The sequence below is a fragment of the Leptolyngbya sp. NK1-12 genome (genome assembly GCF_032598965.1).
In the GTDB taxonomy this organism is placed as follows: domain Bacteria; phylum Cyanobacteriota; class Cyanobacteriia; order Elainellales; family Elainellaceae; genus Elainella.
Genome location: NZ_CP053587.1, coordinates 427333 through 447825, shown reverse-complemented (window position 1 = coordinate 447825; position 20493 = coordinate 427333). Strand labels below are relative to the sequence as shown.

The 20493-nt window shown below is 50.3% G+C and carries 20 protein-coding genes and 1 pseudogene; 10 read left to right on the top strand and 11 right to left on the bottom strand.

What is annotated here, in order from left to right:
• Positions 1–212: 212 nt before the first annotated feature.
• Together HJG54_RS30310 and HJG54_RS30305 are read right to left on the bottom strand one after the other, a co-directional pair.
• Positions 213–563 (bottom strand): ArsR/SmtB family transcription factor, encoded by a 351-nt coding sequence (locus tag HJG54_RS30310; protein ID WP_036012242.1) that lies wholly within the window; start codon positions 561–563, stop codon positions 213–215.
• 305 nt (positions 564–868) lie between these two features.
• Positions 869–1591: an MBL fold metallo-hydrolase gene (locus HJG54_RS30305; RefSeq protein WP_316436837.1), complete on the bottom strand. Its 723-nt coding sequence runs from the start codon at positions 1589–1591 to the stop codon at positions 869–871.
• A gap of 201 nt (positions 1592–1792) precedes the next feature.
• On the opposite strand from HJG54_RS30305, the gene HJG54_RS30300 reads away from it, so the two are divergent.
• The 3 genes from HJG54_RS30300 (at position 1793) to HJG54_RS30290 (ending at position 3618) form a co-directional block, all read left to right on the top strand.
• A complete protein-coding gene (locus HJG54_RS30300) occupies positions 1793–2455 on the top strand; it encodes a DUF305 domain-containing protein (RefSeq protein WP_316436836.1) in 663 nt (220 codons plus the stop codon).
• Positions 2456–2665: 210 nt separating this feature from the next.
• Entirely contained in the window at positions 2666–3385 is a 720-nt protein-coding gene (locus tag HJG54_RS30295) for a DUF998 domain-containing protein (RefSeq protein WP_316436835.1), read from the top strand.
• Positions 3382–3618, top strand: coding sequence for a zinc-binding dehydrogenase (locus HJG54_RS30290; RefSeq protein ID WP_316436834.1), 237 nt, complete (start codon positions 3382–3384; stop codon positions 3616–3618). The genes HJG54_RS30295 and HJG54_RS30290 overlap by 4 nt, the downstream gene beginning before the upstream one ends.
• On the opposite strand, the gene arcC is transcribed toward HJG54_RS30290, so the two are convergent.
• From arcC to HJG54_RS30275, 3 genes are all read right to left on the bottom strand, one after another.
• Entirely contained in the window at positions 3598–4518 is a 921-nt protein-coding gene (gene arcC / locus HJG54_RS30285; protein ID WP_316436833.1) for a carbamate kinase, read from the bottom strand. The genes HJG54_RS30290 and arcC overlap by 21 nt on opposite strands.
• Positions 4519–4584: 66 nt before the next feature.
• Entirely contained in the window at positions 4585–5919 is a 1335-nt protein-coding gene (locus HJG54_RS30280; protein ID WP_316436832.1) for a cyclic 2,3-diphosphoglycerate synthase, read from the bottom strand.
• A gap of 706 nt (positions 5920–6625) precedes the next feature.
• The gene (locus HJG54_RS30275) at positions 6626–7276 is read right to left on the bottom strand and encodes a TetR/AcrR family transcriptional regulator (protein WP_316436831.1); all 651 of its coding nucleotides are present in this window, start codon (positions 7274–7276) and stop codon (positions 6626–6628) included.
• Positions 7277–7416: 140 nt separating this feature from the next.
• Here HJG54_RS30275 and HJG54_RS30270 point away from each other — a divergent pair, with 140 nt between their 5' ends.
• The 5 genes from HJG54_RS30270 to HJG54_RS30250 all read left to right on the top strand — a co-directional run bounded on the left by HJG54_RS30270 (position 7417) and on the right by HJG54_RS30250 (position 11946).
• Complete coding sequence (locus tag HJG54_RS30270; protein WP_316436830.1) at positions 7417–8412, top strand: Rieske 2Fe-2S domain-containing protein; 996 nt, start codon at positions 7417–7419, stop codon at positions 8410–8412.
• A 288-nt stretch (positions 8413–8700) separates the two neighbouring features.
• Complete coding sequence (locus tag HJG54_RS30265; RefSeq protein ID WP_036010656.1) at positions 8701–8937, top strand: hypothetical protein; 237 nt, start codon at positions 8701–8703, stop codon at positions 8935–8937.
• Positions 8938–8954: 17 nt separating this feature from the next.
• Positions 8955–10058: a M24 family metallopeptidase gene (locus tag HJG54_RS30260; RefSeq protein ID WP_316436829.1), complete on the top strand. Its 1104-nt coding sequence runs from the start codon at positions 8955–8957 to the stop codon at positions 10056–10058.
• Between the two features lie 2 nt (positions 10059–10060).
• Positions 10061–11161 carry a galactokinase gene (galK, locus tag HJG54_RS30255; protein WP_316436827.1) on the top strand — a complete coding sequence of 367 codons (1101 nt, stop codon included), beginning with the start codon at positions 10061–10063 and terminating at the stop codon, positions 11159–11161.
• Between the two features lie 536 nt (positions 11162–11697).
• Positions 11698–11946 (top strand): hypothetical protein, encoded by a 249-nt coding sequence (locus HJG54_RS30250; RefSeq protein ID WP_316436826.1) that lies wholly within the window; start codon positions 11698–11700, stop codon positions 11944–11946.
• Positions 11947–12060: 114 nt separating this feature from the next.
• Here the strand turns inward: HJG54_RS30250 and HJG54_RS35635 are convergent.
• Positions 12061–12240 (bottom strand): annotated as a pseudogene (locus HJG54_RS35635) (DUF2887 domain-containing protein); the annotation flags it as partial.
• A gap of 44 nt (positions 12241–12284) precedes the next feature.
• Positions 12285–12995 carry a Crp/Fnr family transcriptional regulator gene (locus HJG54_RS30245; protein ID WP_316436825.1) on the bottom strand — a complete coding sequence of 237 codons (711 nt, stop codon included), beginning with the start codon at positions 12993–12995 and terminating at the stop codon, positions 12285–12287.
• A gap of 288 nt (positions 12996–13283) precedes the next feature.
• Here HJG54_RS30245 and HJG54_RS30240 point away from each other — a divergent pair, with 288 nt between their 5' ends.
• Positions 13284–13922, top strand: coding sequence for a chemotaxis protein CheB (locus tag HJG54_RS30240; protein WP_316436824.1), 639 nt, complete (start codon positions 13284–13286; stop codon positions 13920–13922).
• Between the two features lie 392 nt (positions 13923–14314).
• On the opposite strand, the gene crtO is transcribed toward HJG54_RS30240, so the two are convergent.
• Positions 14315–16003: a beta-carotene ketolase CrtO gene (gene crtO, locus HJG54_RS30235; protein ID WP_316436823.1), complete on the bottom strand. Its 1689-nt coding sequence runs from the start codon at positions 16001–16003 to the stop codon at positions 14315–14317.
• 365 nt (positions 16004–16368) lie between these two features.
• Here crtO and HJG54_RS30230 point away from each other — a divergent pair, with 365 nt between their 5' ends.
• Positions 16369–17049: a hypothetical protein gene (locus HJG54_RS30230; RefSeq protein ID WP_316436822.1), complete on the top strand. Its 681-nt coding sequence runs from the start codon at positions 16369–16371 to the stop codon at positions 17047–17049.
• Positions 17050–17070: 21 nt separating this feature from the next.
• Here the strand turns inward: HJG54_RS30230 and HJG54_RS30225 are convergent, their stop codons facing one another.
• From HJG54_RS30225 to HJG54_RS30215, 3 genes are all read right to left on the bottom strand, one after another.
• On the bottom strand, positions 17071–17577 hold the full coding sequence (locus HJG54_RS30225) for a vitamin K epoxide reductase family protein (RefSeq protein WP_316436821.1): 507 nt from the start codon (positions 17575–17577) through the stop codon (positions 17071–17073).
• 308 nt (positions 17578–17885) lie between these two features.
• Complete coding sequence (locus HJG54_RS30220; protein WP_036010635.1) at positions 17886–18041, bottom strand: PsaJ asl3190; 156 nt, start codon at positions 18039–18041, stop codon at positions 17886–17888.
• 229 nt (positions 18042–18270) lie between these two features.
• Positions 18271–20286 carry a di-heme oxidoredictase family protein gene (locus HJG54_RS30215; protein ID WP_316436820.1) on the bottom strand — a complete coding sequence of 672 codons (2016 nt, stop codon included), beginning with the start codon at positions 20284–20286 and terminating at the stop codon, positions 18271–18273.
• Positions 20287–20493: the final 207 nt, after the last annotated feature.

Here is a 20493-nt window from a genome sequence, read left to right as displayed (position 1 = left end):
TTTCATAGCCTGGACAAGTAATAGCCGTGCCAAGCGCTTATCTATGCGCTAATCTATTAAACTGTCTCCCCTCTCTAGAGACATCTAACTTAGGGATACTTTTGGATTCCCCTACCTTTTTGGCCATCCTCTAAAAGGAAATCCAAATTGTTTGACTATCACAGTCAACACGCTTGAATAGCTAGAGATAAAAAATACGAACAATTCAAAGACTAACTTTTGTTGTGGCGTAATTCTTGAAGCTGTCTCAACTGCTGCGATTGGATGTCCAGATGAGTTGAAAGCCGATCACACACCAGATCACATAACTCAAAAATTAGTGGATCAGTAATTTCGTAATAAACACTCACGCCCTGGGGTTGGCGTGTCACCATACCAGCCTGCGCCAGAATTTTGAGATGTTTGGAAACATTGGCTTGCCCCAAGCCGGTTGCTTCCATGATTTCAGTCACGTTTTTAGCTCCTGATTTAAGGCTACATAAAACCTGAAGACGACTCACTTCAGACAGCACTTTGAAATAATTGGCGACCGGAGCTAGAGCCGCAGGTGAAGCTGACAACATATTTTGATCAAACATTTCAGCCCACTCAACTGATTCGGATTTATCGATATTTTTGTAACTTGGATGAAACAGAGTTGGGACAACCGCGACGATGGGTTGAATATCATTGGTAAGTCAGCGGTAAGTCAGCGAATCTCTGCAATCATTGCTACAACAAACAAAACTGGATTCCAACTGCCCAGTATTAAACCAGTATTAAACCAGTATTAAAGCTGTAATACCGGGGCCAGGACACTATCCAGCAATGCCCCAACACCGAAGATCGCAGATCCTACAATTAGAGGCACGTCAATCTTTTTCTTAGTTTAGGCTTCTACAGCGACTCGACCACAAAGCTCGTTTGCCGGAACTGCTTCCATCATTCTTTTTGGATCTGGCAACTTCAGGTTGTTCATAAACTCGATGAAACTAGACCGATCTTTAAATGCAGATGATTCGCCGAGTTGCTGAACAAATCGAGGATTCCACCGCTTTTCTTCACCGATTGTAGACACGGTCTGTCCGCGATAGTCGTGTCCCGGATAAACCAACGTTTCATCAGGTAGGCTAAACAATCGCTGAGTCACAGAGTCATACAGGATCCCTGCGTCACCACTTTGAAAATCAGTGCGACCACAGCCGCGAATCAAGAGTGCATCACCTGTTAGTACTCGTTCGTGGTCAATCAGATAGGCGATGTGACTATCGGTATGACCTGGTGTGGCAATTGCTTTAATTTGTACATCGCCGATTTGTAATGTTTCGCCATCCTGGATCAAGCGATCGGCACAGGTCGCATGAGCATGTTCCGGGACAATACTTTGGCAACCTGTCAGTTCTCGCAGTTTTCCGGTTCCAGTAATGTGATCCGCATGAATATGGGTTTCTAAACAGTAGCGCAACGTCAAACCCAGTTCGTTGATCAGCTTCAAATCACGCTCGGTTCGCTCAACTACAGGATCAACCAAAACAGCGGCTTGTGTTCTAGTATCGGCAATCAGATAGGTGTAGGTTCCAGTATCTTGGTCAAAGAGCTGACGAAATAGCATGGTGATTTACCCCCATGTCAAACAATCTTGCCTGTCTAAAGTATAACCACATAGCAATACAGTAAAATAAAATCCGATCATAACTTTACCTCACAAGTTCCTCATAGTTTTTCGCTCAAATAGTAAGTGAGTAAGTCTACTCCTTCATGCGATGTGAAGAACTGGGCCGTGAATCATTCCGTCAGAATGGGAGGATGCAAAATGTCACTCAGAAAAGTTGCATTGATTTCACTCATTAGTGTTGCACTTGTGGCTTCTAGTTCGATCGCAACGGCTCAACGCCAGCGCTCTGCTCAATCTGATAACATCCTGAGCCAGAACAATCGTCCTTTGAGGATGCAGCACCGAAACAGAATGGGTTCAGGAATGATGGGTTCAGGAATGATGCGAATGCAAATGGCTAGTGAGTTTGATTACTTGAGTCAAATGATTCCCCATCACCAGGAAGCAATCGACACCGCAAAAATAGTGCTGGCATCCAGCGATCGACCTGAGATGCAAACATTTGCTCAAGAGATTATTGAGGTTCAGTCTGCTGAAATTGAACAAATGCAAGCATGGCTGGCTGAATGGTATCCAGACCAACAAAACACCTTGCCTTATACACCTATGATGCGCGATTTAAGTCAACTACAAGGAGATGAACTCGATCAGACATTCTTAGAAGATATGATTGTTCACCATCATATGGCAGTGATGATGTCACGGATGCTAATCCATCATCAATTAGTAGAGCATGAGCCAGTTCGCCCATTTGCAGAACAGATTGCCACCTCTCAAATGAACGAAATTCATCAGATGCGATCCTGGCTGCACGAGTGGTTCGAATCACAAAATAACTTAATGCACCACTCGTTGTTTTAGATAAAGCGACTATGCGATTTATTCAGCACCGAAAGCTTTGGCAATCCAACCATCTAACCGATCTCACCCTGTTGTTGAGCGCGGGTGCTGTATCTTCAATCCACTGATTCTGCTGCACGGTGTCTTAGGGACGATCGACCTGTTCGGGCAACTCTTGCCTTGCTGACCCCGTCAGAAACTCGAAACCAAAGCTAATTCAGGAGGTGAAGGGTGGTGCGAAAGTTTTTACTCGTCTGCGGTATTTTGTCTTCACTGCTCTATGTCACTACCGTTATACTCGCACCTATGCGGTGGGAGGGTTATAGCTCCACTTCTCAAACTGTCAGCGAGCTAATCGCGATCGATGCTCCGACGAGACCACTCGTGGTTCTGCTTTTCATCCTGTATTCCTTCCTAGTGTATGCATTCGGAGTAGGTGTCTGGCAATCATCGGGTCGAAAGCATGCTCTGCGCTTTGCGGCAGTTGGGCTTGTCGGAAAGGAGATTCTCGGCTTGATAGTGACGCTATTTTTTCCAATGCACCTCCGTGGAATCGAGGGAACGCTGACTGATACCATGCATGCAACTCTCACAGGTGTAGGTCTTCTCTTCATGCTGCTCGCTCTAGGATGCGCGGCTACTGCATTCGGAAAGTGGTTTCGCCTTTATTCGATCGCGACAATCCTGATATTCGTCGTGTTTGGCGTTTTGGCAGGTTTAGATGGTTCCCGACTTGAGGCAAACCTACCTACACCGTGGATGGGAGTTTGGGAGCGGATTAATATCTTCGCCTACATGCTATGGGTCGTGGTGCTAGCTATCCTGCTTTTACGCGTCCAAGTGACACCGTTCCAAAATGCCCTTGGTGGGAAACGTGGTTCTGGGCGAGTTGGATCTGAAATCAGTACGCTCAGAAAAAATGTCCAGAGTATTGTTAGAGAGGCTTTATGAAATATAAGCATGTTGTAATTGCACAACCAGGTGGCCCTGATGTTTTGCATTTTGATTGGTATCGCGAGGATGTGATCACATTACTGGATCTGCTAGCCACAGGAAAGATTAAACCTGTAATCGCAGCTTGCCTACCTCTGGTTGAAGCAACTCAGGCTCATAAACTCCTTGACCATGCTGCTGTGAACGGAAAGCTGGTATTGATTTGCGACTCATCCACTACTTCGGTGTAGCGACTGCACCAACGTTCCCGCTTGCCCTGCCAAAATCGCTGCAGCATCCTGAAGTCGCCCAACCCCAGCAATGCCGCCTGTTTGCTCCACAAATCGACAGACTGCTTCAACTTTCGGAGCCATCGACCCCGGTGCAAACGAGTAACGACGCAATTGCTCTGGAGAAACATGGCGGAGCGGTTGGGCTGCAGGTGTGCCCCAGTTGGTGTAGACCGCATCGACATCCGTGAGTAGCAGCAGTGCCCCAACCTTCAGCGATGTTGCCAGTAGCGCTGCTGCCAGATCTTTGTCAATCACCGCTTCTATGCCGCGAATGCCACCTGTAGCCGTGATTACGACTGGAATGCCACCTCCTCCCACACAGATCACCAGCACTCCAGCTTGAACGAGCAACTGAATTGCGCCCAGCTCAATAATCCGACGCGGCTCTGGTGACGGCACAACACGACGATAGCCAGCTCCATCGGCAGCAATTGCCCAACCCCGCTCAGCCGCCAACTGTTCTGCTTCAGACTGGGTGTAGATCGACCCAATTGGTTTGGTGGGATGGGCAAAGGCAGGATCGTTGCCATCCACCTCGACTTGGGTCAACAGCGTCACAATTTGCCGATCAGGTAATTGATTGCGAAGCGCTTGCTCAATCAGATAGCCAATCATCCCCTCGGTTTCAGCATTGAGAACATCCAGCGGATAGGGTTGAACGGCTTTGTAAGTTTCAGCTTGCAGTGCCAGCAGCCCCACCTGTGGGCCGTTGCCATGAGTGATGATTAGCTCGTGGGTCTGGGCTAGAGTGGCGATGCCCTGAACTGCCAAGCGAATGTTAGCCTGCTGATTGGCGACGGTCATCGGTTCTCCGCGATGCAGCAGCGCATTTCCTCCTAATGCCACAACCATTCGCATAGAGATTCTCCTCAACAGCGCGTTTGCCTAGAAGGTTCTCGAAAATCAATGCTAGTTTCACCCGCTTCAGTTTGAGCTAATATAAGGCTGCTTAACGCCAATTCCGGCGCGAGCCAAAAATTGTTTGATCTGGGCGGCCAGTCCGGGTTCGCTGGCTTCAGCAAATTCGTAGTAAGCCCGCACAATTGGCTTGTTCACGTCAATCAGTGCTTCCAGGTCAATCGGTGTTGCAGAGACCACGACATCGGCAGGCGTGTTGTTAATCGTCTCTGCAAGCGCCTTGAGCTGCTCAGCCGAATAGCCCATCGCTGGCAAGACTGAATGTAAGTGAGGATAAGTCGCATACACGTCAGCAATCGCTGGAACTGCAAAGGGACGGGGATTGACAATTTCTAGAGCATGGGCATGGGTCGCTGCCACAAACCCTGCGCCGTAGGGCATTCCCCCGTGGGTTGTGGTTGGGCCATCTTCGACCACCAGCACCTGCCGTCCGCGCACCGCTTCTGGCTTGCTCAGCCGAATTGGCGAAGCCCCCCGCACAATCGTTGCCGTGGGATTGACCAATCGAGCCGTTTCCGTGACTCGTTGCACATCAGCCGCTGCTGCCGCATTGACTTTGGCGACTACGATAATATCTGCCATGCGCAGCACGGCCTCACCGGGATGATGAGTGGTTTCGTGACCGGGACGCAGTGGATCAACCAATACAATGTGCAAATCAGGACGAATGAAGGGGAAATCATTGTTGCCGCCATCCCAGAGAATCAAATCAGATTCCTGCTCTGCTAAGTTCATCACCTCAGCATAATCAACTCCGGCATAGACAAAGTTACCCTCTTCCAGATGTGGCTCATATTCTTCTCGCTCTTCCACTGTGCAGTTTGCCAACGTCAAATCAGCTCGACTGGTAAAGCGCTGTACTGCCTGCCGCTCTAAATCGCCATAGGGCATGGGATGCCGAATTACCCCAACTCGTAAGCCCCATTGCCGCAGCAGTTTCGAGAGCCAGCGAGTCGTTTGCGATTTACCGCAGCCGGTTCGCACCGCCGATACAGCAATCACCGGAACTTTAGCTGTTAGCATGGTGTGCTTGGGGCCAAGCAAGCTAAAATCTGCCCCAGCCGCCATCGCTCGTGAAGCCAGATGCATGACATGGGCATGAGGAACATCGCTATAGGCAAAAATCACCTGATCGACCTGCTGCTCTGTGCAGAGGGTTTCCAATGCCGATTCATCGACGATGGGAATGCCATTGGGGTAGAGGGAACCTGCCAGTGCAGCCGGATAACGACGATTGGCAATACCAGTGATTTGAGCTGCAGTAAAGGCGACCACTTCTACTTGCGGATTGTCACGGTAGACGACATTGAAATTGTGAAAATCACGCCCTGCTGCACCCATGATCACAGTGCGAGTTCGCGATGTTGCTTGAGTGGATATTGGAGTGGGTACTGGAGTTGATATTGAAGTAGATGCTGAATCTATCATGTTCATTCTCAACCTCTCAAGATCTGTTAAGACCAGAAAGCACCAGAAGGCGATTGTTGCGGTATCGCGCTCTGGTTAGATGACTGTGATTTTAGGCTAGATCAACAATTTGAGGAACTTGTGAGGTCGTTGCGATTTATTTACGATCAAGCTGCCTCACAAGTCCTTCAAGTTTTTTACAGCTTTTTTCAGGCTAGTGAAGTACGAAAACCGGGGTGCAGGGGCAGTACCTCTGCGTGGGGGCGAAGCCTCCACACCCCCCATACCTCACATGAGTGAAAAACGCTGTAGGTCGCTTGTTTTAGAGGGGGTTGAGTTAGTTACGCCTTTGCTCTGGTTGTGATTCTCATTGCCGCTCTGGCCTCCGGTTCGCTGGTGCGACGACAGTGTGATCGTTTGGATCTGATTGCCATTTTGAAGACCAAAGAGTAACGACACAAATCATTCGTTTGATCCCTGATGTCGTTACCAGGGCAATGTCAATTAAGCAGGGCTTTCTAGCCTGCATCCGTCATTATCTGGCTCACCTACTGGCTTTCATGGGCACGTCGCCGTCCTTCAGGATTGGCTGCTTTGGGTGCCGCGAATACCGTGTCTGGCGTCACCGGCATTGGTTCATTCAGTCGGCGGTTCGCTTCACCGCAGCTAAAATAAACGCGATTGCTGCTTCGGTATGTTCCTCGACTTGGTCTGGACTGAGCCGATCCACCTCTGGCGTGAGATGCTTCCAGTTTTCGTGGACAGTGAAGTAAAACAGGCAAACACTCAGGATATGAGTCAAGGCCAGAAATGGCTTGAGCGGACGAAAACATCCTTCAGCGATTCCTTGCTCTAGCACCTTGAGTAAGTGGGTGTGCAGACTCAAAACATTGCACTCTTTGAAATAGCGGCCTTGGTTCTGGCTCGCTTCTTGAAACCACAGCATTTGGCGCTGCGGATTTTCAGCTTCGCTGGCAATGGCAATCCGAATGATTTGTTTCAGGGCCGCTTCAGGGGATAAACCGTCGAGGTTCAGTTGCCCCAGCGTGGTTTGGATTTGATCCACCGGACGTTGCAGCACCGCTTTGTACAAGTTTTCCTTCGTCTCAAAATAGTAGTGCAGCGTGGCGGTTGTAACTTGTGCTCGGTCAGCAATGGCGCTCATCCGCGCTCCCTTAAGGCCGTGGCAGGCAAATTCCTGCTCGGCAGCGTCCAAAATTTGCCGTTGAGTCAACTCGGCATCACGATTGGCGCGGATGGATTTGACAACTCGTTTTTTCGATCGAACCACGGCAGTTCGCAATTCCTTCTTGGTCTTCTAATCATACCAGAAAGCGACTCAAGTGGAGGGTTTTTCAACCTTGCAATTGACTCTAGAGTAAGGATTCTATAAACTGACTAATTAATCAGTAAGTAAAATCTCAAGCAGTTATGCAGCAATTGCGAGGCGCACCCTGGCTGTTGGCCCATCGTTCGATGCTGAAGCTCAATCAGCCGCAAAAATTTTCGCTGTTGGGTCAAGATTATGTGATTTGGCAGGATCGAAATGGTGAAATTACAGCGTTGCCAAATGCCTGTCCTCACATGGGTGCTATGCTCTCCGAAGGCTGGTGTGTGCCGCGAGCCGATGGCAGTAGCGCTGTGGCTTGTCCCTTCCATGCTTTGGAATTCGATCGGGATGGCTGTACCGTTCTACCAGGGTCGAATAAATTTACACAACCACTCCTGCAACCATTAAAACTGATCGTTCAGGGAGAGTTGATCTGGTCCTATGGTGGGCATGAACCAAAGTTGCCAATTCCATCGATTATGAACGAGATTGCAGCTGAGTACGAGTTTATCGGCGTCACAGGAGAACAAAGCATTGCTACCGACTTCCTGAGTTTGCTGCTGAATATGCACGACTACAACCATCAAAACGGTACGCATCGAGAACTCTTTGAGATCGAATCGGTGCAGGTGAAGCAGTTTATCGATGAAGGCTTTCATTCCCATGCGTATCTAGCCCAACCCCGCAAACCACCAACCCTACGCGACATACTCAGAAATCCAGCCCAGATCGCGCTGCCTAAAGTCCTGGAAGCCCACCTAGAAAACTTCTTTCCCTTTATGGGGCTAATGCATGGAGACAATCAGCTTTTGAGTCTGAAGGAATGTCACTTCTATGTTCCAGAATTTGAGCATCAGTCTCGTGTCTTTATCTTGCTGTATATGCAGGCCCATTCACCCCTTGCCCATTTATTGAAACGTAATTTACTGAAGTTGGTTGATGTTGTTGTAGAGCAGGACGCTCAGATTTTAGGAAAGATTTATGCCAACACACCTCAACGAATCAAATTAAACAACGAAGTGGGAATGGACTGGATCAGGCGCAATTTTGAGCGCTTTCCAACTGTTGTTGCTCCCCACATTGCCCTCAAGCCGTAACAGTAAACACAAGTGCAATTAATATAAACGTCATCTCGGTCATCAGGATGTTCTGGAAGGATGAGGTAAGGTGTGGTGATTCGGGTTTGAATGAAAAGACGATGTCAAATTCGGTTGATCAGCCGTCAGTTCCGTCGGAATGGTTCGGTAGGCATAGCCATTTCGCAGAAAATACCGCCCGTACACAGCCGTACACAGCCGTACACAAAGGATGCCTGTACACAAATAGATATGGGCATTAAATCGGATTTGATATCGGCCAAGAACCTATCGCAATAGGAGACAATCATGAGTAGCGGACATGCCAGCCACAAAGGAAGCGGAATCAAGCAAAGCCATGACAGCGGCGAGCTAGATTCTGCGGCCACCACTCCCAGTGATCCTCAGGACCTAGTTGGAGACGCTGAAGGCTATCCCTATAACGCTCAAGGCGGTGAGGTGAACCCAGCAGCGACCGAACGTCCAACTCAAGCCAAAGCCGAAACCTCTCAAAACTCCTCGGAATCGCCAAACGACCAGGCTTAATTGGAGGCTGGTTCACTATGTCACGTGCCTCGGAAATTCAGCACAAACTTCAGTTAATGCGGCAGGCATTGCAAGCAACCCAAGCCACCGGGATACGGTTGCGCGGCACCGATTGGTTTGCTTGGGCCACGGCAGGAGCCTGCCATACGGTGCTGTTGGCGGCAGAAACGGGAGTGGCAGAGGTGCTGGTTACGCTTGATTCGGCTTGGATTCTCACCAACGAAATTGAAGCTCAGCGCTTTCAAGACGAGGAGTTGGGATCGGAGCTAGCTGAGCACTACAAGCTGTTTGTGCATCCCTGGAGCGATCCAGACGCAGCAGAAACGTTTATTCAAACAGTTACGAATGCCGGATCGCTGATCAGCGATCGCCCTGCTGCTACAGAATCGCCATTGCCTGCGATTTTGATACAGCATAAACGCATCCTGTTGCCTAACGAGCTAGATCGCTATCGCCGAGTGGGGCGCTTAGCCAGCGAAGCCATGACCGAGGCACTGTTGGCAGCAGAACCATCCTGGAGTGAATATCAACTGGCGGGGGCCGGGGCAGAAGCCCTGTGGTCACGAGGGCTGCATCCGGCTCTCACTTTAGTGGCTGGAGAAAAGCGGCTGCCTCGCTATCGCCATCCGATTCCGACTCAGGAGCTGCTGGGCCGCGTTGCCATGCTGGTCTTCTGTGCGCGGGGCTATGGCTTGTACGCCAATCTCACCCGATTTGTGTGTTTTGGCTCCCTGACGCCAGTTGAGGCCGATCTGCATCATCAGGTACAGCAAATAGAGGCAGCCTGTCTGAATCAGGCGCGGCCCGGAACCGCGCTGAGTCAGGTATATGAGGTGTTGGCTCAGGCTTACCAGAGATGGGGCTATCCGGATGCGATTCAGGACCATCATCAAGGTGGCACGACCGGCTATTTATCACGCGAAGTGATCGCCACTCCCACCTGCTCAGAGATCCTGACAGCTAATATGGCAATGGCCTGGAATCCCAGTTTGGCCGGAGCTAAAATCGAAGACACGTTTGTGCTGTTGGCGGATGGCAGCCTGGAGAATCTGACCTTTGATCCGACTTGGCCTGCTGCCGAAATTGCCGGACGTTTGCGACCGTTACCTCTGGAGCGCTAATCATGGATTTTCAGCAAATTTTTAACGACTCCCCTGAGGTATGGGCCAGCGCTCCCGGACGAGTCAACCTGCTGGGCGAGCACACCGACTACAACGATGGCTTTGTGTTGCCAACTGCCATTCCCCAACAGACCACGGTGTATATCGGCATTAGCCCCAATCCGCGTCACCACTTCTACTCAGTTGAACTAGCGGCACAGGTGGATGTGGCTCCCACCGATCCGGTTTCCTCTGGCTTTGGCCGCTATATCTTCGGCTGCATTCAGGTGTTAGAAAAATTGGGTCATAAGGTGCCGCCATTGAATGTTCTAGTCACCTCTACAGTCCCGATCGGGTCTGGCTTATCGAGCAGTGCGGCTTTGGAAATTGCGACGCTAAAAGCGCTGCGGTCGCTGCTGGAGTTGGATCTCGATCCGGTGCAGTTGGCGCAACTGGGGCAACAGGCTGAGATTGAGTATGCGGGCGTGCAGTGCGGCATTATGGATCAAATGGCGGCCAGCCTAGCGGATACTAAGCATTTGCTGTTTCTCGATACGCGCACGCTAGAACGGCGACTGTTGCCCTTACCGGCAGAGAGCGAGATTCTGGTGATCGACAGCGGCATTCCCCGCACCCTGGCTGACAGTGGCTACAATCAGCGCCGAGCCGAATGCGAAGCCGCCGCCCAAATTCTGAAGGTTCCAGCTTTGAGAGATGTCACGGATGTTAACCAAGTGGAAACGTTACCATCCCCACTGCAACAACGTGCCCGTCATGTAATTACCGAAAATAACCGTGTTTTGGAGGCGAGTCAAGGCGTTTCGGCCCAGCGCTTTGGCGAACTGATGAATGCTTCGCATCAAAGTTTGCGTGATGATTACGAAGTGTCTGTTGCCGGTCTCGATCACCTGGTAGACTTGCTGCAAAACACACCTGCCGTCTGGGGTGCAAGGCTGACGGGGGCTGGCTTTGGTGGAGCATGTGTGGCGCTGGTGAAACCGGGAGAAGCTAGAACGATTGGTCAAATGATTTTGCAGCAATACAATGCGGATAATCAAGCTAGTAATCAAACTGGTAATCAAACCGAACATAAAGGCCGAATTTTAGTTCCAGACGAGATTTGACCCCGGATGCACTGTGGATCACTAAACTTGGGTCTGTTCGCGCAGCGTGTGCATCGCACAATCCCCCTAAACCCCAGCGGGGATGCGCCTTCGTAGATGAAGGGGGACTTCAAACCACGGTTGGTATGTGCTGCGCACAGGCTTCGCCTATGGTTCCCCCCTTTTATTAGGCGTAGCTTTCCCGCAAGGTAGGGGAGATCCGGAAAATAGCAGGTGCCAATTCTGTGCATCCTGATGAATTGATATCACCGCTGATTAAATTTTCTTGATGCGGTTGCATTTGTAGCGCAATCCCGGTAATGTATCAGATTAAGATTGTTGCTTCTGTGGGCACAATCCGGCTACCCAAAAATTTAGCCGTCGCCCCTAGCTGTTGACACCAGCACCAGGGCGACTAACCCCTTCGACTGAACACACCAGTCTGGGAGGCTAGTGGAGTATTGTAACACTCCTCTTGGCCATCCTGCGCTGTGCTTGGCGGGGTGGCTAAATTTTTGGGGTTTCTTCCAACCCCAAACATTCCAAGGAGTATTTCCATGGCAGACGAGTTTCTGTCCGATTTACCGTTCCCAACGAATCCACCTAATTCTCCTTCCAGTTCCAATTTTGATAACCGTGAGCGTCTCCGCTTGATTCTAATTGGCTCTACCGAAGGCGTGCGCGAGATGATTCACCGGCAGCATCAAGCTGGCATTGCCGATGCCGGTTCTTGGAGTCGGATATTGCCCGTGCCCAACTCGGATGAGGTGATGAGTATTTTGCTGTTGTATCGCCGCAGGGAGTGAGTGGGAGAGGGGAGGTGGGGGAAGAACCTCTCCCCAAGCCCCTTCCGACTCGGAGAGGGGCTTTGAAGCTGCTTCCCTGTTTCTGCTGGGAAAGGGATTAGGTGGAAATTTATAGACAAACACAGTCTCAATTAATTCTATAAACTTTCGCCGGTCTTCAACCTCCCTGATCTCTTGATACGTGCGGCTAATCAGCTTCCGCCCCCGCTCTGATACCACATCCCCTTCTAGTCCAATCAGTTGCAGCAAGCTCAGCCCCAACGATAAATCGGTGGCTTCGTTCAGTTCATCCAGATAAATGCGTTAATTTTGAAAATTGTTGCAGCCAAGCAAAACCCCTATTTACCACCAATCAGCCGATCAAACTCTGCGGCAATCATGCGGTAGCATTCGCAGGTTGAAGACTCCAAACCGTCTCGGTCAAGAATTGTCATTTTGCCTCGTTTGTAGCTGATGAACCCTGCTCTTTGAATCGTGGAAGCTACCACGCTGACACCTGCACGACGCACACCCAGCATTTGGGCAATAAACTCCTGAGTCAGCGGAAACTGATCTTTCCCGACGCGGTCATGGGTCATCAGCATCCAGCGGCAGAAGCGTTCTTCAATCGAGTGCAGGCGATTGCACGCCGCAGATTGAGCAATCTGGTTAAACAACGTTTGGGTATATCGCAGCAACAGGGCATACAATTCAGTTTTGGGTGTCACCTCTTGAGTAAAAATATCAGCCCGCATCCGCACCGCATACCCAGGAACTTGACTAAATCCTTCACCGGGCATTTGGGTTGCCCCAAGTAAAACTGGCACTCCAACGAATCCTTCTTTGCCTACCGTAGCTACTTCCACAATCGAGCCAGATTGATCCAGTTGGACCATTGAAACTACCGCATTTAGAACGAAATAAACGTAGGAAATCGGCTCGTTGGGGGAATACAGGATTTGTTTGAACTCTAACGGCACGATTTCCCAGTACGGCGAGAAGCGATCGTACTCTTCAGATGACAGGGCTGCCAGCAGCCGATTTTGTTTAGGATCTAACTCAGCAGGCATAGATTGATAGCCAGTTTTCGCGAACTATTCCTTATCAATGTCAGACACCTCCCCGATTAGGCTCTGCTGCAAAGTAGCTTCTGTGTAAAATTTTTATGTACAATTGCGTACACAAGGGACTCTATTTTTCTTAAAATGAAACGTATGTACGTTGGCGTACTTAAAGAAACATTACGTTTCTCGTGCTGTTTACGTTTCTCGCGCTGTTCAACAGCAATCGTGTTAGCTGCAAGGCTGGCTGCCACAATCAAGTTTGCGATTATAAACACTTACCAAGGGAAATTAGGTATGCCCGTACAGGTGATCAGTAGCTCGCAGCAATGGGTTTACAACTACTTCCCCAACATTGCTTATCGTGTGGTTGGAATCGCGGCGTCTCTGGGCGGTTTGCAGGCAATGGCAACCATCCTATCGGAGCTACCCGCTAGTTTTCCTGCGGCGATTGTGATTGTGCAGCATCTCAGCCCACGCTATCCGTCTCACTTAGCCCGCATCCTAAAGCGACACACAGCTCTGCGAGTCAAGCAGGCAGAAGCAGGAGAGTTATTGCGCCCCGGCACTATTTACACCGCAGTTCCGAATCAGCATCTGCTCATGACTCTGGAAGGAACCTTACATTTTAGTAGTGAAGAGAGAATTAATTTTTGCCGCCCTGCTGCTGATCTAATGCTGAAGTCAATCGCATCGGTTTACCAAAGACGGGCAATTGCAGTCATTTTAACTGGAAGGGGCTGTGATGGAGCCTTAGGAGCCGCAGCGATTAAACAACACGGTGGAATTGTGATTGCTCAAAATAAAGCGACATCCAGATGCTTTAGTATGCCAAACGCGGCAATCAACACAGGCTGTGTGGATTGGGTTCTACCGGTCGAGGCAATTGCACCCAGACTGATCAATTTGCTGATGTCCGACTCGTTGGTGTCCTAGCGCTAACGGTTCGGAATCGAGCCTATACGCGCCTATACAATCATCAACTGCAAGAATTAAAGGCTCCATAAAAGCATGACTAATTTCCATCGCCAAATACAAAACAGGGGAGAATCGCGACAGAAATCATGATATCTGCGCAAGAGTCTCTGTTCTTACAGTAGGGCACTATTAATCGACTGTCTGCCCGCTCTCGTACATAACAGGATTTACAGTCTAAGAGACTGTTTATAAATGAATTTTAAGAGGCTAGAATCGACTTCCCATCTGATCCTCCCTAACCCTCCTTATTTAAGGAGGGAACCGAGTCAAATCTCTGAAGTCCCCCTTTTTAAGGGGGATTTAGGGGGATCTCAATCTTTGTTTACAAACAAGCTCTAAGGATTTGTAATTTACAACTTAAAAACCGATTTAGCTGTAGACTTGAGGGCATCAGCGACATCGGTTAGGCGTTGACCAATAGGGTGCTGAGATTGCAAAAACACACGGGCACAGTTGCGTCCCGGCAGGCCCGAAATGGAACCGCCCGGATGGGTGCCAGCTCCGGTCAGATAGAGTCCTTCGATTGGCGTTTGGTAGTTAGCCAATTCAGGTAGAGGCCGGAAGCACATCATTTGATCTAAAGACATATCGAGATGATAATAATTGCCCTTCAGCACCCCGATGCGCTCTTCCAGTTCTGGTGGGCTTTCGACATGGCGAGCGATAATAGCCGAGTGCAGATTCGGCGCGTAGTCGGCTAGCTTCTCTAATACGCGGTCAGCCACCTGATTTTTCAGCGCTTCGGTCCAGCCGGTGCCCTTTAGTCCATCGGTGGCACCAGCAATCTGGTATGGGGCAAAAAACTCGATCCACAGCGTATGCTTGCCCGCTGGAGCCATTGACGGATCGCGCATTGTTGGTACTACTAAATACATCGACGGATCATCTAAAGGAATTCGGCCTATTTGTGGATCGGTATGGGCCAACTCCACCTGTACCACCGAATCGGCAATCACCACCGAACCCATCAGATATTCGTCTTGGTGATTGTGATGCACAAAGCGCGGCGGTTCGGCCAGAGCACAGTCGATTTTGAGAATCGCTTCATTATGCATGGGAATCCGCCGATCTACCCGTTCCCGCAACCGCGGAGCCACCGCATCTACCTCAGCCGGATCGATCAGGCCGAGAAACAGACGCTTAGCATCCAAACTCGAAATTACGCCTCGTTTAGCGCGATACTCTTGGCCGTTGGTCAAGCGCACGCCCACGGCTCGTCCGTCATCGATCAGGACTCGTTGTACCGGCTGTTCGGTGAGAATCTTGCCGCCCAAGTCCTGCACACAGCGCACCAAGGCATCGGTTAAAGCTCCCGTACCGCCTTTGGGTCTAGCCATGCCCGGATCATGCCGTAGCGACATCATCATCGAACCAACCGTCATGGTTTTCTGCGAAGGCGGCGTACTCAGTTCGGCTGCTAAGCGGGCCAACGGTGCTCTGACGAACTCGGAGTCAAAGTATTCATTGATCATATCCATCGGGCTGCTCAGCATCGTGTGCAGCAAATCCAGCGTTTCGTCAGCACCATTTAGCAGCGAAAACAAATCGCTCAGTTTGCGGAGGTCGTAATTTCCAGCTATATCTACCAATGACTTCGGCGACGCGTTAAAAATCGGTGTCACCATGCTTACCATCCGCTGCCAAAAGTTGGTAAACTCAGCGTACTTTTCCGCATCACGAGGACTATAGCGGGCAATTTCCGCACAGGTTTTCTCAATCGAGCGATGGGCCAAGAAGTATTTGCCATCTGGATGGGGGCAAAATACGACCGGATTGCAGAATAGATACTCTAGGCCATACTTGGTTAACTCTAACTCTTGTATAACCGAGCCAAGGTGAATAAACACATGGTCAATCGCGCAAGGGTTGAAGCGAAATCCAGGAGCTTCATCTGGCATCAGTTCCTCGGTGGTAGCAGCTCCGCCAGGAATAGTCCGCTTCTCTAACAACAGCACCTGATAGCCGGCCTTCAGCAAGTACGCAGCACAAACTAGCGCATTATGTCCCGCACCAATGATCACTACATCATAATTTTCCATTTTTTATCTTGTACTTGCAGTGTTTTTCACTCATGTGAGGTATAGGGGGCGTGGGGGCTTCACCCCCACGCAGGGGCACTGCCCCTGCACCCCGTTTTTCGTACTTCATTAGCCTGAAAAAGGCTGTATACCTATCAATTGCTCCGGCTTGCTTTATCTTTATGGAGCGGCGGTTGATTTACCTCTGTCTATAGATAGGCTTGAAATTTAGCCGTTCGAGTAGCAAATTTGATGTTGCGCGACGCTGTGTTCTACAAAACAGAATTTGTTCGGGTGGGCAATCTTTCCCCAGCCAGTGTTGCTTTCTCAGCCGAACCCCAACAATAAAAAGGCACTGTAACAGCTCACAAAAAAGGTTAATTAAAATGCGACAAACGCTCCTGTGGATAGTGTGGCTGGGCTTCATTGCCTATATTCTGCTGTTTGCTCCGCCTATCCAGGCTGATACATTTCAACCCCTTCAAACCTTGTTCAGCGGCCAATTACCATCTGTTAATCCAGTGATGATCGCCTTATTTAGCTTGATTGGTATCTGGTTGCTGATCTATAGTTGCCTGACCTTTGCGGACGGTCGGATGCAGGATCTACCGGCCTGGGCGTTTATGTTGGCGGCCATGGGTACCGGCGTGCTGGGATTGATTCCCTACTTAGCTATGCGCCAGCCGAATCAGGAATTTAGCGGCGAGAAAGACGCCTGGTTAGCGCTGATGGATGCGCGTTCAACCGGAGTTATCCTTACTGTTAGCACAGCAATTCTGCTCGCCTACGGCCTGCTATTTGGCGACTGGGCCGCTTTTGTCTATGAGTTTCAAACCAATCGATTTGTCAACGGCATGAGTTTGGCTTTTTGTCTGTTTTGCCTGCTCTTTCCCTACCCTACCCTCTGGGGCGATGATCGGGCGCGGCGGGGCTGGTCTGCGGCTGGACGAACAGAATGGCTCACCTGGATGCCCCTATTCGGACCGTTAGTGTATCTCTGTCGGCGTCCTGCCTTACGGCAACCGTCCCTCAGCCAGACTATACCCCAACCGACGCTACATCATTAACACTCCATTATTAGAAACGTGCTAATCTTTCTGACCCAACAAAGTTTGAACCGCAGTTATCACTTCAGGAGCCGCTAGCGCTAAGGACGCAAATGAGCAGAGCGTCGCCACCTGACAATACTCACAAAACGCCTTATTTTCACTCCATTCTTCACGAGCCAGTTCTACTGCTGCAATCGCATCGATCAACAGCTTCACACCCATTGCAATCGGGATCAGCGGAGCTTCTTTAGCACGGTTTTCGCCGCCGGTCGTAGTCAACCAGGCCGTAATCCCGTAATTGACCAGCATGAGCGGACCATCGGGCGTATTCAGGCGACTATAGGCATAGGCCGATGCATCGACTCGATCTGAATCCACAAACGGAATTGGCAGATCGGGAAGCTGTTTCAGAATACCCATTTGGTAAAGCGTTACAATTTGGGCCATCGAAGCACTAACTGCCGAAAGTCCAACAATCCAGCGGCGACGCTCTAGATCGGAACTGGTGCCTTCTCGCAGTTCTTTACTGAGTTGTATGGGGTCCATGAGTTGTGTCCTTTGCTGAGCGGTAGGGTGAGGAGATGCGGGAGATGCGGCTCGAGAGCCTCGCCGAACGAGGGGAGGGAGATGCGGCCCTCCAACTTTGGGGGAATCAAGCCATCAAAGTCCCGCAGCATTGGGGGATTTAGGGGGCTGCCGAGATGACAATTGACTGCACGATTCATAGCTTTATTCAGTAATGCCGGAAAATGGTTTGAAAGCCCCCAGAATGGAAGATTATTGTCTTTTAGCATTCCAGAGAAGGGGGCTACTTGTCTACCCAGAACTGGCTACTGTATACTCAGCAGCTCAAATTACGGCATCGGGTGAAATAGCAGATCGGGAAATGCCGCGTTGAAGAGTACCCAGGTGGTGAAGGCGACTGAAATAGCGAGTACAGCAAGCACGGGAATTAGCGAGAGGTAACGCTGAAAATAATGACCTTGGGTGGTTTTTCCTTGTCCTTGCATGAATCACACTCCAAAAAATGAACGATATTGGCAAAGGTTATGAACGAATCAAGCTACTGGTCCTTAATAATCACCTCAATAATCAAAGGTGTAGTACCAGTAGCGTGACACTCCTATTACAATCGAAAACCGCTTTACAAACCTCTTCTCTGGGATTATGTTCGAGTACCCAGAAAGGTGAATTAGACCGGCATAACGTCTGTAACGCAAAACACAATGGGCAGCTAATCTATTCTTGATTGGAAGCTGGTAACACGAGTGGTGCATCATCGATCGAGAGTAGAAATTGCACTAGATCGGTTTGCTCTTGAGGTGTGTAGCCTGCTTGTTGATCCACCCAATATTCATGACCGCTACCATCCACATGGGTTGCCTGCAGATCGGAATGGGCGCGATTGGCCGCCACCGCAGCCGCCCGTAGGTCTCGATCGAGCAGAACTCGCAGGCTAGCTTCAGGATCGGCAGGAATTTGCTGCATCAGCGTGCCAGCCATGCCCATTGCTTCGGGTTTAGCCACACTGTAATGCCCATTTGCATCGGGCTGCAAGGCTTCACGACTCGCGGCCACCCCACCATCGTGCAAATAGGGGGCACTCAGGTAAAGCCCAATCAGGTTCTGGACTTTGTAGCCACCCGCATTATCCATTGCAAAGGCGAGGCGGAGAGACTGCTCAGGTGTAATGCCCATGGGCACCGAGATGATCGACGGATCGGGCGGCAGGGGGACAGGCACATTGCTGGGATAGGTTTCGGGTGGCACAAAAATCTGCGGCAGTTTGGCGAGTGCTTTAGCGCGTGAAGGTTGGGACTTAATTTCGTCAATTGGAATAACGTCGTGATTCGTGAAGTAACGTCCGCTATGACATTGGGCGCAGTTCGCTTGCTCAAATACGGCAGCCCCTCGATGCAGCGTTGTTTCGTCAGCGGTAGGCTGGGGCGGTGGAGCCAGAGTGTTCTGATAGGCCGACATACCGTTAATTTGAGCCGCAACTGGAAAACCTGGTGAATTAGCCATGAAGCCATCGATCATAAATGGTGAACCTTTGGGATACCCTGGCATTTTGATTACTTCGTTGATCGCGGGTGTGCCGGGTGTGGGGTCGTGGGCTTGCAGAAACTCGGACGGTTTAGCGCCTGCGGGCAAGCGGAATAGGGGATTAGCTGAATTTTGCAGAATTACGCCGAGATAGGTTTCCTTATCCATTCCCAGTAGAGCTTGGCTAGCATAGGAGCCGGTAGTAGGATCGGAATTGGTGGCGTGAACGTTATTGTTGAGCGTACTCAGTCCGTGGAACCAGCCCACTGCAGAAAAACCGCTCCAGCCGTAAGGATAGGATTGGAACGTGTAGGAAGACGGATTTTGGGATGGGTTGTTGACGTTATCGGGAGTTGAATCGAAATTACCAGGCGGCCAAGCTAGGAACTGGGCATCTACTGCCGCTTCTAATGCTTCAGGATCGGGCAGGTGATCCACTTCTCCCGCCGCGTTGATATAAGCACGATTGCCAACAGGAATCGTGAGTGGATTTACACCAGTTTGGCGAAACATGGCCGCAGAGTTCGTGCCAAACGCTTGCAGTAAGCCCGTATCCAAATCGGCATTGGGTGCGCCTTCCACAATCTGTCCGCTCGCCATATCCACCGAGGCATGGCAAAGCGCACAAGTCAAACCGACGCGAATTTTAGCGCCCTGTTTGTGGATCTGCATTCCCAACGGAATCAGCGATCCAGCCGGCACATCTAACCCGGTATTCAGCACGGTCCCCGCTGGAAACTCTCGCCCACCGACGGTCACATCCCGATCTAGCACAATTTGCAAATTGGTTGTGGGCTGACCTTTTAGAGCCAGAATGGCTTTGCTGACGCTAATTAGGTTAATTGGGCCATCGATGGCACCCAGCACATCGGTGAAGAAATACTCGTTGCCAAAGGTTTCCCGGTAAAAGGCATCCCGGCCTAGATTAATCAAATCCTCGGTGACGGCCACCGCTCCGTTCTCGGGAGCCAACTCAATCCGACCCGCCTCGGTTTGCAGCAATTGCGCTGCGGTTGCCCGGTCCACACTGATACCCATCACATCATAAGAGCCAACCTCCTGAGCCGTGGGTTGGGCGCTGGGCGTTAGTGTACTGCTTAAGAGCGGAGCACGAGTTGGTAAAGACAGTTCGAGAGCATAGCCCAAGCTGGCAGCTCCAAGGATCACAATCAGCAGGATCAGAATTGAACGCCGTGGTTTAAACTTCATGCTTCCCCCAGTATGCTTCACTTAACTAGTTACGTTACAGGAACCATTACTCTATATCCCACCGGCTCACCTACCTACTTATTCACAGAATGTATTTGAAGACAATTCAGCATCTACTGCTTGCACGATTAAATCCGGTCGCTTCCCCAAGCTCATAACAGACAAACTCAGTAGATCGCAATCCTGTTGAGATCCCCCCTAACCCCC

What these genes read in the sequence shown, in the direction of transcription:
- HJG54_RS30260 (WP_316436829.1), top strand. Translation starts at nt 8,955, where the DNA reads ATGTCACGTGCCTCGGAAATTCAGCACAAACTTCAGTTAATGCGGCAG.
- crtO (WP_316436823.1), bottom strand. Translation starts at nt 16,003, where the DNA reads ATGGAAAATTATGATGTAGTGATCATTGGTGCGGGACATAATGCGCTA.
- HJG54_RS30230 (WP_316436822.1), top strand. Translation starts at nt 16,369, where the DNA reads ATGCGACAAACGCTCCTGTGGATAGTGTGGCTGGGCTTCATTGCCTAT.
- HJG54_RS30250 (WP_316436826.1), top strand. Translation starts at nt 11,698, where the DNA reads ATGGCAGACGAGTTTCTGTCCGATTTACCGTTCCCAACGAATCCACCT.
- arcC (WP_316436833.1), bottom strand. Translation starts at nt 4,518, where the DNA reads ATGCGAATGGTTGTGGCATTAGGAGGAAATGCGCTGCTGCATCGCGGA.
- HJG54_RS30265 (WP_036010656.1), top strand. Translation starts at nt 8,701, where the DNA reads ATGAGTAGCGGACATGCCAGCCACAAAGGAAGCGGAATCAAGCAAAGC.
- HJG54_RS30290 (WP_316436834.1), top strand. Translation starts at nt 3,382, where the DNA reads ATGAAATATAAGCATGTTGTAATTGCACAACCAGGTGGCCCTGATGTT.
- HJG54_RS30220 (WP_036010635.1), bottom strand. Translation starts at nt 18,041, where the DNA reads ATGCAAGGACAAGGAAAAACCACCCAAGGTCATTATTTTCAGCGTTAC.
- HJG54_RS30240 (WP_316436824.1), top strand. Translation starts at nt 13,284, where the DNA reads ATGCCCGTACAGGTGATCAGTAGCTCGCAGCAATGGGTTTACAACTAC.
- HJG54_RS30305 (WP_316436837.1), bottom strand. Translation starts at nt 1,591, where the DNA reads ATGCTATTTCGTCAGCTCTTTGACCAAGATACTGGAACCTACACCTAT.
- HJG54_RS30245 (WP_316436825.1), bottom strand. Translation starts at nt 12,995, where the DNA reads ATGCCTGCTGAGTTAGATCCTAAACAAAATCGGCTGCTGGCAGCCCTG.
- HJG54_RS30225 (WP_316436821.1), bottom strand. Translation starts at nt 17,577, where the DNA reads ATGGACCCCATACAACTCAGTAAAGAACTGCGAGAAGGCACCAGTTCC.
- HJG54_RS30310 (WP_036012242.1), bottom strand. Translation starts at nt 563, where the DNA reads ATGTTGTCAGCTTCACCTGCGGCTCTAGCTCCGGTCGCCAATTATTTC.
- HJG54_RS30300 (WP_316436836.1), top strand. Translation starts at nt 1,793, where the DNA reads ATGTCACTCAGAAAAGTTGCATTGATTTCACTCATTAGTGTTGCACTT.
- HJG54_RS30270 (WP_316436830.1), top strand. Translation starts at nt 7,417, where the DNA reads ATGCAGCAATTGCGAGGCGCACCCTGGCTGTTGGCCCATCGTTCGATG.
- HJG54_RS30280 (WP_316436832.1), bottom strand. Translation starts at nt 5,919, where the DNA reads ATGGGTGCAGCAGGGCGTGATTTTCACAATTTCAATGTCGTCTACCGT.
- HJG54_RS30215 (WP_316436820.1), bottom strand. Translation starts at nt 20,286, where the DNA reads ATGAAGTTTAAACCACGGCGTTCAATTCTGATCCTGCTGATTGTGATC.
- galK (WP_316436827.1), top strand. Translation starts at nt 10,061, where the DNA reads ATGGATTTTCAGCAAATTTTTAACGACTCCCCTGAGGTATGGGCCAGC.